The sequence below is a fragment of the Acidobacteriota bacterium genome, assembly GCA_012517875.1.
Lineage (GTDB): Bacteria > Acidobacteriota > JAAYUB01 > JAAYUB01 > JAAYUB01 > JAAYUB01.
Window position 1 is genome coordinate 68,790 of record JAAYUB010000092.1, and the last position, 16,283, is coordinate 85,072.

Genomic DNA, 16,283 nt, shown 5'->3' on the forward strand with positions numbered 1-16,283 from the left:
GGCTTGTCTAAGGAAGAACGGGGATGGCGGAGGCGGCTTCCGGCGGTTGGTTGGTCACCAGGCACAGCGGGTTGGCGTACATGCCGGGGATCATGTCTCCCAGCGAACGGGCCCGGATCGACAGGAACGGCCGCTCCGCCAGAACCCGGTGGGGGATGCCCGCCTGCTCAAGCACCGCCAGCTTGTCTTTGCGCATGAGGCAGTAAATGGTTTGCCGGCGCTGGAAGAAATTGTGGATCTCGCCGTCATAAAACAACTCGAGGATGGGCCGGCGGGTGTAATAACACAGGGAGGGCAGCGCCGTGTCAAAATACGCCACGTAATCATCGGGCCGGGCGCGTTCGTTGATCATCGCGGCCAGTTGGGGCACCTGCCGGAATTTTTCCAGAGCCGGAACCACCTCATACACCAGGAACAGACAGGATACGTACACCCCGGCGAGCGGCAGCGCCAGGGCCACCCGCCACCGGCGGTCGCCCGACCAGATCCAGCCGAGCACCATGAGGCCCGCCATGACCGGCAGAGTGATGGTGAGCAGCAGGTGACGGTCGAGAATCTGCCGGCCCACCACGTACGACAGCAGCACGACGCCCAGGCCGAGCAGGAACACCCCCCGGAGCACCCACGGGACCCATGCCGGCGGTTTGGCGGCTCCGGCCAAGCGATGCCCCAGCCACGCCAGCGCGATCGCCGCCGCCGGATAGGAGGGTAGGATGTAGTACTCCTGCTTGTTCTTGGACAGGCTGAAGAACAGGATCGGCACGGCGAACCAGATCAGCAGCAGCACAAGCCGGGACTTGTCCCGTTCGTCCAGCTCCGGCCAGTGGCGGCGCCACACCACCACTCCCGCCACGAACAGCAGGCTCCATGGCGCGAAATCAGCCAGGAAAATGGGCAGGTAATAAAATGGTCCCCGCTGCGGCCCGAAATCCTCGACGGTGAAGCGGCCGAAATTTTCCACCACCAGCAGGCGGTAGATCGTGTCAACGCTCAGTGTGCGGGCCAGGCCGACGTACCAGGGGAGCACGATCAGAGCAAAGGCGACGACAGCCAAGGCGACGGCGCCCCAGGGGACATGCGGCCATTCCCGGCGCCACACCAGGTAGGCCGCGGCGATGATCAGGGGCAGGGCCACCGCCACCGGCCCCTTGTCCATGAACCCCAGGCCGAGGCAGACACCCATCCAGATCAGATCGCCGGGACGCCGCGCCTCCAGATAGGCGTGCAGGTAGAACACCGCGGCCGTTACGCAGAACAGCAACACCATGTCGATGACGCTCCGCCGGCCCATCACGAAAATCCGGGGGGTCAGCGCCGTGATGGCGGCGGCGGCCCAGGCGACGGACCGACTCATGGTCAGCCGGAATGCCAGCTGCCAAACCACCAGCAGCGTCGCCAGTGCAAACGCGGCGATGACCAGCCGCTGCGACCACACGCTCACGCCGCCCAGGCGGTACGCAACGATCACCAGCCAGTAAGCCAGCGGCGGCTTGTTGAGGCGGGGCTGGTAGTTGAAGGTGGGCACGAGGTGGGTGCCGTGCTCCATCATCTCGCGGGGCGTCTCAACGTAGAACGCCTCATTGGAATCCCAGATGCTCGAGGTGCCTGCGTGGATCAGGTAGAGGGCCGCCAGCAGGGCCGCCAAGGCCAGCGCGACGGGTTTGCGCCCCAGAATCTCCTCGATGTGCACGATATCTCTCTCCACCTGTGCCTGGCTGGCGACGGTCCCGACGGGGCGCCAGGCCGCCACCCGTTGCGGCCGCGTGATGCGCCGCGGATCAGAAGCTGCAGCTCAGCGTCACCCCTCCCCACAGGGCATCCGCCTCGCCGTCCCAGTTGATGCCACGCAGCGCCTCCTTGCTCTGCGTGGTCAGCGGGAACGAATACGCGATCTGGCCGTCCAGGCTGAACCGCTCGCCCAGGGGGACCGACAGGGCAGTGTAAAGCTCCAAATTGTAGAACTGGGTGAATGGCTCGCCATCCGATCCGGACCCCATGACCTTGTGCCGGATGTTGAAGCCCATGTTGGCGCCCGTCGCCAGCTCTACGTCCCGGGGCAGGGTCCAGACACGTTCCAGGGTGCCCTGCACAAAGGCGCCGTCCCCTTCGTCGAAATCGTAGTAGACCGCCACCTTGGGCGACACCCACCCCTCGTGGCCGACGCTGACAAACACCTCCTGGGTGGACGGATAATTCGCGATCCAATACATGATGTACCCGGCTTCCAGCTGGAGGCCCCGCCACTCCCACGCACGTCCGACATTGAAATCGATCTCGTTGGAGTCGCCGCTCCCGGGTTCCAGATTGGACCAGATGCCGGCATACCACCCGGACACATCGACCGTCACCTCCGGCTGCAGTACGACGCCCTCGCTCAGCAGCTGACCCCGCCAGAAGTAGCGGGAACAGAAGCCCACCGCGGCCTCACCCGTGACCTCGGCGGCGCACACGGCGCCGGTCGCGCCGGCGGCGACGATCAGCGCGACGACAGCCCACCGGGACCATGAACCCATCACGTTTGCCGGGTGTCCGTCCATATGCACCTCGCTGTGCGGAATGCGCGCAGCATAACACCACCGGTCCATGCTGGCAAGGGTCAACCCAGCCGGCTGCCGATGCCGATTGCGGCAACTCCACCGGGGGATCGACCGGCCCTTGCCTTCGACGGTGCCAGTTTCTACAATACGGTGACGGTCTGTCACCGATTCTGCAATCAGCACGGAGGCTGCATCATGCGACGCATCACCTGGTCGGCCTGTTACCTGTCGCGCCGCGGGACGCTGGTCACCGGTCTCTGGCTGGGACTGGCTCTGGCGCCCGCCGCCGCCGGCAGGGACGCCCTGCCTCCGCCCACGTCGGTGCTCGCTGAGCTGACCGCCGCCGCCCGTTCGACCAAGCCGGCGGATGTGAAGCACCGTCTGAACCGCGCGGATTCCCTCCTGGACCATGGCGCCGCGGTCGACGAGCGGGACGACCTGGGCCGCAACATCCTGCACTGGGCGGTGATCACCGCAAGCACCGCCACCCGCCGGGCCGAGCAGGAGCGCGGCATCGAGGTCCTGGAACATCTGCTGCGCCATGGCGCGGACCCCAACTGCCGGGACGTGTTCGGAAACGTGCCGCTGGATTACGAGGGATTCGCGCCGTACGAGACCATCCAGGACCTGCTGCTGGAAAACGGGGCGGAAGGCCGTGAAGTCAACACGGTCGCCCACCGACTGGCGGAACAGGTGGCGCAACTTGAGACCGCCAGCACCGCCGGCGACATGGACCGGCTGCGCGCCTTGCTGGAGGCCGGTATCCCCATCGGGACCAGCCTGGACATCCGGCTGACCTCCGCCGTCGGCAGCGCCCGGTCCCGCGCCGGCGAGCTCGTCGAGGGCGTCATCTGCGCGCCGGTGACGGTGAACGGCCGGGCCGTGTTCGGCGCCGGGACCCGCATCCGCGGAACCGTGCTGCGCACCCAAAAATGCCGCAATGCCTATGACCGGGCCAACCTCATGCTGGACCTGTGCGACGTGATCCTGCCGAACGGTTCCCACCTGTGCCTGACAACCCGGCTGCAGTCGGTGGACAACGCGCGCGAGACGGTCCGCGACGGGCTGATCATCGGCATCGCCTACCCGCACAACACCGCCAGCCGGATCTCCATGGGGTTCCACATGCTCGGCAAGCTGTACCCGGCGGTGGGTTACGCATTCGACAGCGCCATGTACGCCTTCGGCCTGACCTACCACCGCGAGATCGACTACCCGGCCGGCACCGAGCTCACCGTCCAGGTGCAGCTCCCCTGCCGGTTCGCACCGCCCGCCGGCGTAACGCCGTGGCCGGAACTGACCCTCGACGAGGCGACTGCCGCACACCTTCGCAGCGGCCCTGGCCGCACCGAGTCCGCCGACGGCCGGCCCGGCGACTGTGTCAACATCGTGCTGCTCGGAACCGCCGCGCAACTGCGGCAGGGATTTGAAGCCGCGGGTTGGACCCCGGCGGAGAAGACGGGCATGGTCTACGGCGCCAAAACGTTCCTGGCCGTCCTGCAGCAGAAGGGCTACGCGACGGCGCCGGTGTCCACTTTCCTGATGGGGGATCGGCCGCCGGACCTGGTGTTCCAGAAGCAACTCAACACCTTCGCCAAGCGACATCATGTCCGGATCTGGCGGCTGTCTGAGCCCGTCGGCGGCGAGACCGCCTGGCTGGCCGCCGCCACACACGATGTGGGCATCGGCGCGGAGAAAGCCGGACTGTCCTGGTACCACCGGATCGATTCCCATATCGACCGGGAACGGGACAAGATCGCCGCCGACCTCATGTTCACGGGGCTGCCCCGGGGCGTCTGCTGGCTGGACCGGCCGGACTTCCCGCGCACCGCCAAGAACGCCACCGGGGACGATCTGGTCACCGACGGCCGGATGCTGGTGCTCGCCTTCCCGGCGCACGCGGCGACCGCCGGTACCGGGTCAGCCGATTAGTACCGCCGTTGGAAAAACGCCGGCGGCTGCGCCGCGGGATCATAGCCGGGCACCCAGCGCGCCACCTGATCCGCCCCCTGGCTGAGGCGCTGCACACACCGGGCGCTGAACTCGTCCAGCAGCCGGCGGGCTTTGTCTGCCCGCCCTCGCCGCACCAGCTCGGCGGCGCGGCGGCGGACCTCCCGCCACTCCTTCAACTCCTTCCGCTCCAGCCCGGCCCAGTGGGCGCGGATCCGCCGGATCACCTCGTCCGACTCGCCCCAGCGGGCTTCCAGGTTCCGCGACACCGCCGCCAGCCGCCACCACAGCGACTCCTTTTCATAGGCGCTCCCCGCGCGGGTCAGTTCCGCCGGGAGCCGGAGGTCCAGCGCCGGGAAGAACGGAACATACGCGTTGAGACATGGCACGTGCAGGCACGCCCACAGGGTGCCGCCCAGGCTGTCGGCCACGCCGGGCTCGGAAACGGCGATCATCGAGCCCACGGTACCGCCGTAGCAGATGGTGCGCACCGGAACCCCCTCCAGCAGGGAGCCGGGCAGAGAACAGTGCGGATCGACGCCTGGCGTGTGCGGCCGGATGGAGCGACCGTCGTCGGTCCGGAAGGTCCAGGCCTCGAAATGGTCCCGGAGCACGGCGGCAATCCCCTCCACCGTGATCCGGCCTTCGATCCGCCGCATCCGCTCCATGCCCCGGCGATAGCGCATCTCGTTGTAGTGGGTGTTGTCCGGGCCGTGATAATCCTTGCTGTATGACAACCGGAAACTGAATCGCCCGTTCTCCTCGCGGTACTGTCCCTGGGCTCGGGCATGTTCCATGAGCTCGCGGCGGCGCAAATGGAACCGGTCTGAATCGTCGGGCAGGTCGGGGTCGGTGATTTCGAACCGGTTGGCCCGCACACAGACACCGTCGGTCACCCGGACGGCCGCCCAGCGGTTGCCGGTGGTCTCGATGATCCAGATCTCAGTGGGGTCGGCGACGGTGTAGATCTCGGGCACCCGGCTGTGATGGCTGGCGATGAGCGCATCCACCAGGTCCACCGCTTCCCGGGCGGTGCGGCAGCGCTCCAGGATCAGGCGGGTGATGTCGTTGTCGTGGAGGGCCGGCCCGTCGAAGGTGTCCCAGGTGTTGCCGTCGTTGTTGGCCACGCTCACCTGGTGCCGGTTCATGCCCATCCCCACGCCCCAGCGCCACAGCCGGTCGTTCCGACTCCGTTCATCCATGGATTTGAAGCCGAGCAGCTGCCAGGTCTGGCGGGCGGCGTCGATGGTGATGAACTGCGTCGCCAGCGTGGCACCAGCGGGGTGTTCACCGTCCGGCTGAAAGTGGAGGATCTGGCCGGAGTCGACGGGGTAATCACGGTTTTTGCCCAGGATGGTCACGCCGTCGCGGGTGGCGCGCCCGGTGGCGCCCACCATGGTGCAGTCGGCGGCCTGGACCTGGGCCGCCAGCAGGGCCGCCGCCAGGAGGAGCCAGCCGACAATGGTCCATACGGTGCTACGCTTCATGGTTCCGCCTCAGGTTGTATTGGCTGGCGGCGACGGCCGCGCGACGCCGGCGCGTCATCCGGAGCCGCCCGCCGCGGGATCGTGTCCGGATCAGTAACCGTAGGCCGCCACCACCGCCTCGGGGCCGATGTCATTGCCGTTCTGATCGATGTGGGCAAAGTTGTAGTTGTTCCCGTTCGTGAGCTTGATGTGAAACGCCCGGTACATGCCGATGGGCAGCCGGTTGGTTTTGAATTCCTTGATGGCCGAGCGCGGCACTTCGAAGTCGTCCGTGCGGCCGTCGATGGAGCGGATGGTCCGGTAGACCACCCGGTCAGGATAGATGGATAAATGGCCGATGCAGAACAGCGTGAAGTCGCCGCTGTGGTCGTGCCCCACGAGGAACGTCTGCGCCTGGCTTTCGACGGCGGCTTGCTGCTCCGCGTGCTCCAGGTTGCTCATCAGTTGGCGGTAGTCGCTGTTGGCGGGGAAAAACTGCATCAGCAGCCGGCACAGGCGCTTCGCGGACGCCAGGTCGCCCGAGTTGATCTGCGACTGCATCTGGCTGTGGACCATGGAGACCGCGTCCTGCTGCAACTGCAGGGCGTACGCGTGGCCGGGATCGCGCCGGAGAATCTCCCCGGTGAGCTGCAGCACGTTGTTCCCGGGTGGTTCGATGAACCGTCCCGCGGAATACGCCTGGTAGGCCTGGGTGGACAAGGCCTGCAGCGGATCGTCCACGGGTGTTTCTCCACCCGAGCCGGGCTGGTCGCCTTTGTTCGCCCATTTGCCGGAGTCGGGCGGCTCCTCCGCCGGCGGTGGCGGCGGGACCGGTGTCGGTTGCGGCTTGGCGTCTTTCCGCCCCTTGTCCGACTGCGCCGCGCCGCCGGGAAGCACGGGCAGCGTGAGCGTGCCGGTCGGCTGGCTCGATGGCGGACTGGCGGCCGGCAGGGACGCGGGGGTTGTCACGGGCGGAGTCTGGGTGCCGCCGGAGCTGCCGCCGGCCACCGTGGTGGAGGCGGTCGGCGTCTTGGGTGACGGTTTGAGTAACACCGCCAGCACCACGACCGCCAGAGCCACGATGATCAATCCGGCAGCGGCAACACCTCCGATTATCAGCACCTTCTTCTTGCTGGTATCGGGCCGGGCGGCGGGGAAACCGGTGCCCAGCCGCGAGTCAAACACGGTGGCGCCGGGAATCTGAACACCCTGGGTGCCCGGCGGATACGCCTGGGTGCCACCCGGATATGCCTGCGTCCCGGCAGGGTACGCCTGGGTGCCCGGCGGGTAAGCCTGTGTTCCGGCGGCGTACGCCTGGGTGCCCGGCGGCGGCGGGGGCGTGCCCGCCGGTCGGGCCGGGGCGGCGCCCGTGGCGGCATAGGCGGCGGTGGCGCGGGGCGGCGGCGCCGTGCGGAGGGCCTCCTGCAGCGCCGCGCCGAGCGCCTGCGAAAATTCTTCGACGGTCTGATATCGGGTGCGCGGATCCTTCTCCAGGGCGTGCAGGACCGTCCGGTCGAACACCTTGGGCAGCTGCGGTAGGACCTTGGAGGGCGAGGGCGGCGGTGTGCGCACGTGGGCCTGCATGATCTCGAAATCGGTGCTTCCCCGGAACGGCACCGTGCCGGTGAGCAGCTCGAAGAGCGTGATGCCCAGCGCGTAGATGTCGCACCGAAAATCAGTCTCCTTGCCCTGGATCTGCTCGGGCGACATGTAGTACAGGGTGCCCACCTGCAGGCCGGTCTGGGTCAGGCGCGACTGGCCCATCACCCGGGCGATGCCGAAGTCCATGACCTTGACGATGCCTTGCCGGTTCACGATCATGTTCGACGGTTTGATGTCCCGGTGCAGGATGCCCATCCGGTGGGCCTGGCTCAGGCCGAACAGGGCCTGCTGGAACAGCGGCACGGCCTCGTGAAAAGGGACGGCGCCGCGCTGCCGGATCATCTGCTCCAGGTTCATCCCCTCGACGTACTCCATCACCATGAACAACTGGTCCTGGTGGCGGAAAAAATTGTAGAGGGTGCACACGTTGGGGTGGTTGAGCTGGGCCTGGGTTTTGGCTTCGGCAAGAAACCGCTGGATCAGGCTGGCTTCCTGCGACAGCTCTTTTGACAACACCTTGATGGCGACAATGCGGTCCAGGTTGATGTCCACCGCCTTGTACACCGTGCCCATGCCGCCCTGGCCAATTTTTTCCAGAATTTTATAGTGGTCGATGACTTGACCGATCATGAGATGCCCCCGATCACAATCTCCGGAATTTCAGATATACGCCGCCGATCCGGATCAGATCCTCGTCCGCCAGCAGATGGCGAGGGGACGGTTGGGTACCGCTGTTGACAAACACGGGCCCCTCCAGCCCTTCCAGGTACAGGCCGTCCCGCTCCTTCACCACCCGCGCATGGCACGGAGCCACCCCTGCCTCCTCAAGCCGCAGGCCGGCGCCATGGCCCGAGCCGACCACCAGCTGCTCGCGGTCGAGGCGGACATCCACAAACTTGGCGGCTCCGCTCATGACCACCAGCCATCCCAGCAGGGGCAGACCGCCGGACGGGCGCGCCGGGGGAGGCGTGAGCGGCAGCGTGGGCATTGCGTCAGCGGACGCGATGTCCGCCACCGTCGCACCCGGAGGCGTTCGGTAGTGTGCGGTATAACCGTCCACCACCGTCGCCCGCAACGGTGAAGCGGGAGCCAGTTCGGTGGGTGAGGCGACCGGCACCGGAGGGGGAGTGGAACTGCCCAGTGGCTTCTGCACCCCGTCCTCGCTTCGGGCGCAGTAGGGGCACTCGGTCATCCACTCCTCCATCGGGTGTCCGTGCGCACAGAACTTCAGCATCGTTCCACTCCGGCTCCGCCCCCGAACCGCGGATCACTCCACCCGGAAGATCGCCGCCTGTTTGCTTCCCAGAATGATCCGGTCGCCGCTTTTGACGAAATTCTGCTGAACCCGCGGCGAGTTGATGTCGTTGATGAAAGTCCCGTTCGTCGATCCCCGGTCCTCCAGCAGGAGACCTTTGGGGCTCGGAGTGAGCAGCGCATGCACCTTGGACACGTGGTCGTCCGGAATGACCACCGTGCATTGGGATGGGTCGCGGCCGAAGATCAAGCCCTTGGACGGTATCTCCGTTACTTTGCCGGCACCAGGGCCCTTCTCGCAAACCAGCCGGCCGAAGCTGCCCACCTGCTGGCGTTGCGATTGGACATCCACAACCGTGGCCCGCATCTCCGGGGTGCCGGCCGCCGGCCGCGGGGGCGACGGGGCGGCTTTCTTCCCGCGCGACGCCAGGATCACCACCACGCCCACGATCACCAGTAACAGCAGCCCGCCCCCCACGATCGCCAGTATCGTGCCGTATCGACTGAAGAAGGTGGGCGGATGGGCGGTGAGCCATTCCTGGCATTTGACCTGGATCCGTTTGGCGTCCGGCTGGTTGGGCATCAGGCGCAGGATCTCATCGCACTTGACGATCGCTTCCTCATAATCCTCGTCGAAGTAGAGATCCAGCGCCTGCTGCCACAGGCTATCGATCAATCCGCGTTTTGACTGGATGCCGGCGGCACTGATGAATTCCTTGGCTGTGTTGATGGGAACGGCGAAATTGAAGCCTTGGATCGGGATGGCGCTTTGGGCGCCCGTGGGGGCCAGGCTGATGAACGTAGCGATACCGATCACCTCGCCTGTATCGTTGAAGACCGGGCCGCCCGAATTGCCCCAGGTGACCGGCGCGTCAAACTGGATGACCGGCGTGCCCTTCACGTCCAGCTTCAGGCTGGACACGTGGCCCGAGGTGATGGAGGCTTCGAGCATCGAGGACTGGCTCAGGTAATCGTGCTGGCTCACCACGCCGGGGTAGCCGGCGGGGAACACCGCTGCCTGGAGCGAAACTGCAGCGGAGTCGCCCAGCGGCACCGTGGGCAGATTGCCCTGTTCGATCTTGAGCACCGCGATATCCTTGCCCGACTCCTCCTCCTCGTAGCTGAAGATTCCCTCGGTCTTGCCGGCGACAGGTGTGATCGGCGGGCTGTACTGCTTGATCTCGGCGGGGAAGTACTGCCAGTTCGACAGGAACACAAACAGTTGCTTGGACACCTGAAACACCGCCGCGGCCGCAAGCTGCTGGAAGACCGATACCTTCTCTTCCTGGGTCAGGGGCGCACCCTTCCGCTGCTCCAGCGCGGGAAAGATGTGCTGCGCGAGGATCTGCACCAGTGCTTGCGACTTGAGCGAGTTGTTCTCCTTGCTGTGGTACTCTTTCACCACATGGCCGTTGGTCACGATGTAGCCGTCCGGATTGACAATGAATCCGGAGCCGGATCCGCTCATGTCCATGGGGTCGAACTCCTGCAGGCCTTCATTCGTCCGGATCGCCACCTTGACCTGAATCCGCGAGTAGACCATGACCACGGCCGGTTTGACGGTCAGTATGTTCTTCTCGCGCGCCCGCTCTTCGGCGGCAATCAGCGGCGCCCCGAGAGCCAGCACCAACAGAAGGGCGAGAACGCACCCGCGCTGAGACATATGGCCTCCTTAAACGGTCCGGAATGCATGCCTGCCGGCGTTTTGATCTCATTGTAGCACAGGCGCAAAGGCCCGCAATCGATTTTGCTTGGGCGCGGATTCCGGGCATGGTATAGATGCCGCATGCCCCCAAGCGGAAACGTTCGGCCATGACGCGCTGCCGACTCACCCTGACGAACGACCTGCACCTGGATCAGATCCACCGGTGGAACCACCCCTGGTCTGATTTCCTTGCTCGTCTGGCCCGGGAGGGCGTCCAGCGGCTGGTCCTGGCCGGCGACATGATCTCGTTCGCCGAGCACAACCTGGACAAGGCGTTCCGGGCGCTCGCTCCTTTCACCGGGCAGATCCTGTACACACCCGGCAACCACGACCTGTGGACACGTTCCGGCGATTCCCTGCAGCTCTACGAGGAATACATACCGGCAGTCTGCGCCCGCTACGGCGTGCACTACCTGGACGCCGCCCCGTACATCGAGGGCGCGGTGGCCGTTGTCGGCAACGTGGGCTGGTACGATTATTCGTTCCGGGATGAATCGCTGGGCTACCCCGAAGACTGGTATCGGCAACGCTGGATACCCGGACGGTTTCAATGGATGGACCGGCATTACATCCGCTGGCCGCTGACAGACCCGGAATTCGTCGACTGCTGCTGCCGGCGCCTGGATGGCCAACTGGCCGGACTGCCCGACTCTGTGGACACGGTGGTCGTTGTCACCCACCACATCCCGTTTCACGAAATGCTGGTCCGCAAACCCGATCCGGTCTGGCGGTTCGGCAACGCCTTCATGGGCAGCCCCCGGCTTGGTGCAGTCATCCGCCGGCATCCGCAGGTGGCCCACGTCTTCTGCGGCCATTCGCACGTCGGGGTGCGCGTCACCATGGCGGAACGCACTGTCGTCTGCCTGGGCGGCAACTCCAATGAGAAAGTGCTGGAAACCATCGAGCTATGAACGACCGCCGGATCAGCAATCCGGCGCCGACAGCCCCCCGCCGGCCGGATCATCCGCCGGGGCGGCTTCGGCGCCATCCGCGCCGGCGGTGGCGGGCGGCGCCACCATCTGTTCCAGACGCCGGATCCGGTCCGCCATCTGCTGTCGCTCCTCCCGCCAAGCCGCCTCCCGCACGGACCACCGGCGGCGCGCCGTGACGATCGCCACACCGGCGACGGCGAGCAGCACCAGGCCCGTGGTCCATAGGAACGGTGCGGTCCGCCAAAAGGGCGCTCGGATTTCCACGCTGACTGTCAGCGGCCTGGGGCTCCAGATTCCGGCATGATTGCGGGCCAGGACCTTCAGGGTGTATGTGCCGGGCGGAGGAAACGTCAGCCGGATACCGTGTTCTCGGGTGGGCTCGGTCCAATCCGGGTAGAGACCGTCCAGCAGGTAGCGGTACCGGATCCCCTGCTCATCCCGGTAGCTCAATCCCACCCAATCAACTGTGACGGTGCGGACCGAATCCGGCAGCTCGCACCGTCCGTTCACCACTGGAACCGGCTGCCCGTCCGCTTTCAGCTCCGTCAGATGGATCATGGGCGGAGACAGGTTGGGAATGTCGCCCTCGGGATTGTGTCGGCAGGCGCCGCGGTTGGTGCCGAACCACAGCCGCCCGTCGGCATCCAGCGTCCACGCTCCCCGCAGGACGATCTGCCCGAAAAAGCCGGCGAACACACCATATGATTCCACCGCCTGCCCGTTGAAACGCCCCAGCCCCCGATTGGTCAGCAACCAGATCCCACCCTGGCGATCCTGCAGGATCTCGTACACGGCTTCGCCCGCCAGCCCGTCCTGCGGCGAATAGCGACGGAGCTCCTCCCCGCTGAAGCAGTTCAGCCCCAGGTCGGTGCCGATCCAGACGTTCTTTTCCGTGTCCTCGTACCAGCTCAACACCGCCTTGCCCAGCAACCCATTGGCTTCGGTGTAATTGACGATCCGGCCATGCCAGAAGACGCTGAGCCCTTCGTCGGTGGCGATCCAGATCCGGCCCATGGAGTCTTCGCGAAAGAACCGAATCGAGTCGCTGACCAGGCCCGTCGCCCGGGTGATGTTGCGGAAGTAATCGTAGCGGTACACCATCAGTCCGGCCCGGGAGCCGAACCATAACTGGTTGCGGGAATCTTGAAAGATCTGCCGCACCTGGTTATGGAGCAGCCCGTCGGCTTCGGTGTACACCCGGACGGCGCCGTTCCGATCGATGGCCGCCAGACCCTTTCGGGTGCCGCACCAGATGGTGCCGCGGCGGTCCTGCAAGAGCGCCTGGACCTCGGTGTCCGGCAGACCCTCCTCCGCGTCGTACACGCGGCGGATGGCGAGTCCCTCGATCATGATCAGTCCGCCCGCCATGGCCACCCAGATCCGGCCATCCCGATCCTCCATCATGCTGGTCATGGGGCCGGCCGGCAGTCGGCGGTCGCGGCCCAGTCGGGTGATCCGTCGGCCGTCAACACAGAGCACTTCCTGATCCGCACCCAGCCACGCCCGTCCGCGCGAATCCACAAGGGCGAGCTGCAGCCGGTTGGTCGGCAGACCGGGTCCTGGATCCAACCGGGCGAAACTTCGCCCGTCCCAATGACTGAGACCACCATCAAGGGATGTCAGCCAGAGCCCACCTCGTCCGTCCGGTCGAATCTCGTTGATGGATCCTTCGCAGAGACCGTCCCGGCGGTCGTAAAGCACAAACTGTTCGCCCATGAACCGCGACAGTCCCCCCTCGCGGGTGGCGATCCAAAGGTTGTGCTCCCGATCCAGGCAGAGACTGGTGACGAATGGGCATCCGAGCCCTTCACGGGTGCCGAACGGAGTGAACGCCCGTCCGTCGTACCGGATGACGCCTCCGCCCCAGGTACCGATCCAGAGGCAGTCCCGACGGTCGTCCCGGACAATCTTGTTCACCTCGGGACACGGCAGGCCGTCGGCGCCGGTGTAGACACGGATTTTGTCGCCGTCGATCCGGAGCAGACCGGCGGAGGTGCCCGCCCAGACAACGCCGCGAGCGTCCTCCATGAAGCCGTACACCGTCTGCCGCGGCGTGGCGGTTTCCTGGGCCAAGGTGCGGAACGCCTCGCCCTCCCGGACGCTGATCCCTCGCATGGTGCCCACCCACAGCCGCCCCATCCGGTCAAAAAACAGGCTGCGGACCGCGTTGTCCACCAGGCCGTCGGCCACCGTCCAGAGCGTGAACTTCCCCTCCTTCAGGCGCGCGACACCTTCGTCCGTTCCCACCCACGGGCAGCCGTCGCTGTCGATGACGATGGCGCGAATCGTCCGGCTCCGCAAGCCGTCGGGATCGACAGCTTGAAACCGGCCATCCCGGCGGATGGTCAGGCCCAGCCCGGTACCGATCCAGAGATTCCCCCGGCCGTCCTCCGCCAGGCTGATGACCGTGCCGAAGGAAAGGCCGTCGGCAGTGGTGAACGTGGTGAATTCGCGGCCGTCATACCGCACGAGGCCGCCGGAGGTCCCCAGCCAGATGAACCCCCGGCTGTCCTGGATCACCGACCAGACCCGGGGGCTGGGCAGACCTTCGAGCGACGAATACTGCCGGAACGGCCACATCTCGGCCCTGATCGACAGGCAGGTGGAAATCATCAGGAGCAGGCAAAAGACGCGCCGCACGACAACCCCCATGACGGTGTGAGTGGTTCCATCTTAGCCCAACCGGGGGCAAAACTCAGCACAATTCCGTCTGGTGGCGCCACCGGCCGCCGTCATCCGACGCCTCGGATGGCGGTTGGATTGAAGCTTGCATTGGCGGGGTTCCTGGGGTATTTAGTAGTCCACATTCCATTGCGGGGAATCGCATGAGACAAAAGATCAAGCTCAAGGAACAGACCGCACTCAAGCAGTGGTCCATTGATGAAGCCCGGGAACTTTACAATATCCTGAATTGGGGCAAGGGATTCTTTGACATCAACACCCGCGGCGACGTCATCGTCCGTCCGGAGAAAACATCGGATAAATTTCTCGACATCAAGGAGCTCGTCGACGAGTTGCGCCTGCGGGAGATCAGCCCGCCGGTGTTGATCCGGTTCACCGACATCCTGAAGAAACGGATCGAGGAGATTCAAAGATCCTTCCAGGCCGCCATCAAGGAATACGGTTACCAGGGCGAGTACATCGGTGTCTATCCCATCAAGGTCAACCAGAGCAAACAAGTGGTCGAAGACATCATTGAGTTCGGCCGGCCGTACCGGTTCGGGCTGGAGGCCGGAAGCAAGCCCGAACTGCTGATCGTGGTCGCCAGCCTGGACACCAAAGGCGCACCCATCATTTGCAACGGGTACAAGGACACAGAGTTCATCGAGATCGCGCTCTGGGCCTTGAAACTGGGACGCAAGGTGTTCATCGTCGTTGAGAAGCCGTCGGAGCTGGACACCATCATCAAGGTCTCCGCCCGACTCAAGGTGAAGCCGCTCATCGGCATCCGGGCCAAGCTGGCCGCCCGCGGACGGGGCAAATGGGAGGGATCCGGCGGCGACCGATCCAAGTTCGGCCTCCTGCCGGAAGAGATGCTGGACGCAGTCCAGAAACTGAAGAAGCACGGCATGCTGGATTCGCTCCAACTGCTCCACTTCCACCTCGGCTCCCAGATCACCTCGATCCAGAGCATCAAGGAGGCGTTGCGGGAGAGCACTCGCCTGTTCGTGGAACTGTCCCGCCTGGGAGTCAACATCCGCTATTTTGACGTGGGAGGCGGGCTGGCCGTGGACTACGACGGCAGCATGACCAACTTTTCGTCGAGCGCCAACTACACGCTGCAGGAGTACGCGGCCGACATCGTGTCCGCCCTGGCCGAGATTTGCCAGGAGAACGGCATTGCGCACCCCACCATCATCTCGGAAAGCGGCCGGGCCCTGGTTGCCTACCACTCCATCCTGGTCTTCAACATCCTTGGCATCAGCGAATTCAGCACCGACATGGATGTGCCGATCCTGCCGAAAGATGCTCCCGAGTCGCTCACCAGCATGAAACAGATTCTGGACCAGTTGTCGGTGAAGAATTTTCAGGAGTCTTATCACGACGCCATTCAGATCCGCGATGAGACGCTCACCCTGTTCAACGTGGGCATCCTGTCCCTGGAGCATCGCGCCGTCGTCGAGAAACTCTTCTGGCTCATCTGCCACAAGATCGCCAAGATCATCGACGGTCTGGACTATGTCCCCGACGAACTGGAGAACCTCCAGGCTTTCATCTCCGACACCTACTACGGCAACCTATCGGTGTTCCAGAGCCTGCCCGACCACTGGGCCGTCAAGCAGCTGTTCCCCATGATGCCCATCCACCGCCACACCGAGCGTCCCGTCCGCAAGGCCACGCTGGCAGACATCACCTGCGACTCCGACGGCAAGGTGGACCAGTTCATCGACCTGCGCGACGTCAAGAGCACCATCGACCTGCATGAGCTGCACCCCAACCAGCCGTACTATCTCGGCGCGTTCCTGGTCGGCGCCTACCAGGAGATCCTCGGCGACCTCCACAACCTGTTCGGCGACACGCACACCGTGCACGTCTCGGTCACCGGCAAGAACAAGTACCGGATCGACAAGATCGTGGAGGGGGACACGGTCCGCGACGTGCTGGCCTACATGCAGTACCAGAAGCGCGACCTCCTGGTGATGATCCGGCAGGCGGTAGAGGAGAGCATCGAAAAGCGGCGACTCTCCATCAAGGAGTCCGCCCGGATCCAGCGCTTCCTCGAGGAAGGCATCGAAGGCTACACGTATCTCGAGTGAGTCGCCGTCGACGCAATAAAAAGCCCGTGGCGGTCGCCGCGGGCTTTCATAATAACGATCATCGTCACGCACGCTCCGGC

The 16,283-nt window shown here is 65.2% G+C and carries 10 protein-coding genes; 3 read left to right on the forward strand and 7 right to left on the reverse strand.

Annotated elements, in window-relative coordinates; all coding sequences use genetic code 11:
• Positions 1 to 7: 7 nt before the first annotated feature.
• Positions 8 to 1,705, reverse strand: coding sequence for a glycosyltransferase family 39 protein (locus GX414_09440; protein NLI47317.1), 1,698 nt, complete (start codon positions 1,703 to 1,705; stop codon positions 8 to 10).
• Positions 1,706 to 1,778: 73 nt separating this feature from the next.
• Positions 1,779 to 2,537 (reverse strand): hypothetical protein, encoded by a 759-nt coding sequence (locus GX414_09445; protein NLI47318.1) that lies wholly within the window; start codon positions 2,535 to 2,537, stop codon positions 1,779 to 1,781.
• Positions 2,538 to 2,732: 195 nt separating this feature from the next.
• Here GX414_09445 and GX414_09450 point away from each other — a divergent pair, with 195 nt between their 5' ends.
• Positions 2,733 to 4,469, forward strand: a complete 1,737-nt coding sequence (locus GX414_09450; protein ID NLI47319.1) for a hypothetical protein — start codon at positions 2,733 to 2,735, stop codon at positions 4,467 to 4,469.
• Here GX414_09450 and GX414_09455 read toward each other — a convergent pair.
• The 4 genes from GX414_09455 to GX414_09470 all read right to left on the reverse strand — a co-directional run bounded on the left by GX414_09455 (position 4,466) and on the right by GX414_09470 (position 10,472).
• Positions 4,466 to 5,974, reverse strand: coding sequence for a hypothetical protein (locus tag GX414_09455; protein NLI47320.1), 1,509 nt, complete (start codon positions 5,972 to 5,974; stop codon positions 4,466 to 4,468). The two genes, GX414_09450 and GX414_09455, sit on opposite strands and share 4 nt — an antisense overlap.
• A gap of 90 nt (positions 5,975 to 6,064) precedes the next feature.
• Positions 6,065 to 8,185, reverse strand: a complete 2,121-nt coding sequence (locus GX414_09460; GenBank protein NLI47321.1) for a protein kinase — start codon at positions 8,183 to 8,185, stop codon at positions 6,065 to 6,067.
• A 13-nt stretch (positions 8,186 to 8,198) separates the two neighbouring features.
• Positions 8,199 to 8,789, reverse strand: coding sequence for an FHA domain-containing protein (locus GX414_09465; protein ID NLI47322.1), 591 nt, complete (start codon positions 8,787 to 8,789; stop codon positions 8,199 to 8,201).
• 33 nt (positions 8,790 to 8,822) lie between these two features.
• Positions 8,823 to 10,472 carry an FHA domain-containing protein gene (locus tag GX414_09470; protein ID NLI47323.1) on the reverse strand — a complete coding sequence of 550 codons (1,650 nt, stop codon included), beginning with the start codon at positions 10,470 to 10,472 and terminating at the stop codon, positions 8,823 to 8,825.
• 149 nt (positions 10,473 to 10,621) lie between these two features.
• Between GX414_09470 and GX414_09475 the strand changes: the two genes are divergently transcribed.
• Positions 10,622 to 11,425: a hypothetical protein gene (locus GX414_09475; protein ID NLI47324.1), complete on the forward strand. Its 804-nt coding sequence runs from the start codon at positions 10,622 to 10,624 to the stop codon at positions 11,423 to 11,425.
• A gap of 12 nt (positions 11,426 to 11,437) precedes the next feature.
• Here the strand turns inward: GX414_09475 and GX414_09480 are convergent, their stop codons facing one another.
• Positions 11,438 to 14,086: a hypothetical protein gene (locus tag GX414_09480; GenBank protein NLI47325.1), complete on the reverse strand. Its 2,649-nt coding sequence runs from the start codon at positions 14,084 to 14,086 to the stop codon at positions 11,438 to 11,440.
• 185 nt (positions 14,087 to 14,271) lie between these two features.
• Between GX414_09480 and speA the strand changes: the two genes are divergently transcribed.
• Positions 14,272 to 16,203: a biosynthetic arginine decarboxylase gene (speA, locus tag GX414_09485; protein NLI47326.1), complete on the forward strand. Its 1,932-nt coding sequence runs from the start codon at positions 14,272 to 14,274 to the stop codon at positions 16,201 to 16,203.
• Positions 16,204 to 16,283: the final 80 nt, after the last annotated feature.

What these genes read in the sequence shown, in the direction of transcription:
- speA (NLI47326.1), top strand. Translation starts at nt 14,272, where the DNA reads ATGAGACAAAAGATCAAGCTCAAGGAACAGACCGCACTCAAGCAGTGG.
- GX414_09445 (NLI47318.1), bottom strand. Translation starts at nt 2,537, where the DNA reads ATGGACGGACACCCGGCAAACGTGATGGGTTCATGGTCCCGGTGGGCT.
- GX414_09470 (NLI47323.1), bottom strand. Translation starts at nt 10,472, where the DNA reads ATGTCTCAGCGCGGGTGCGTTCTCGCCCTTCTGTTGGTGCTGGCTCTC.
- GX414_09455 (NLI47320.1), bottom strand. Translation starts at nt 5,974, where the DNA reads ATGAAGCGTAGCACCGTATGGACCATTGTCGGCTGGCTCCTCCTGGCG.
- GX414_09465 (NLI47322.1), bottom strand. Translation starts at nt 8,789, where the DNA reads ATGCTGAAGTTCTGTGCGCACGGACACCCGATGGAGGAGTGGATGACC.
- GX414_09450 (NLI47319.1), top strand. Translation starts at nt 2,733, where the DNA reads ATGCGACGCATCACCTGGTCGGCCTGTTACCTGTCGCGCCGCGGGACG.
- GX414_09475 (NLI47324.1), top strand. Translation starts at nt 10,622, where the DNA reads ATGACGCGCTGCCGACTCACCCTGACGAACGACCTGCACCTGGATCAG.
- GX414_09460 (NLI47321.1), bottom strand. Translation starts at nt 8,185, where the DNA reads ATGATCGGTCAAGTCATCGACCACTATAAAATTCTGGAAAAAATTGGC.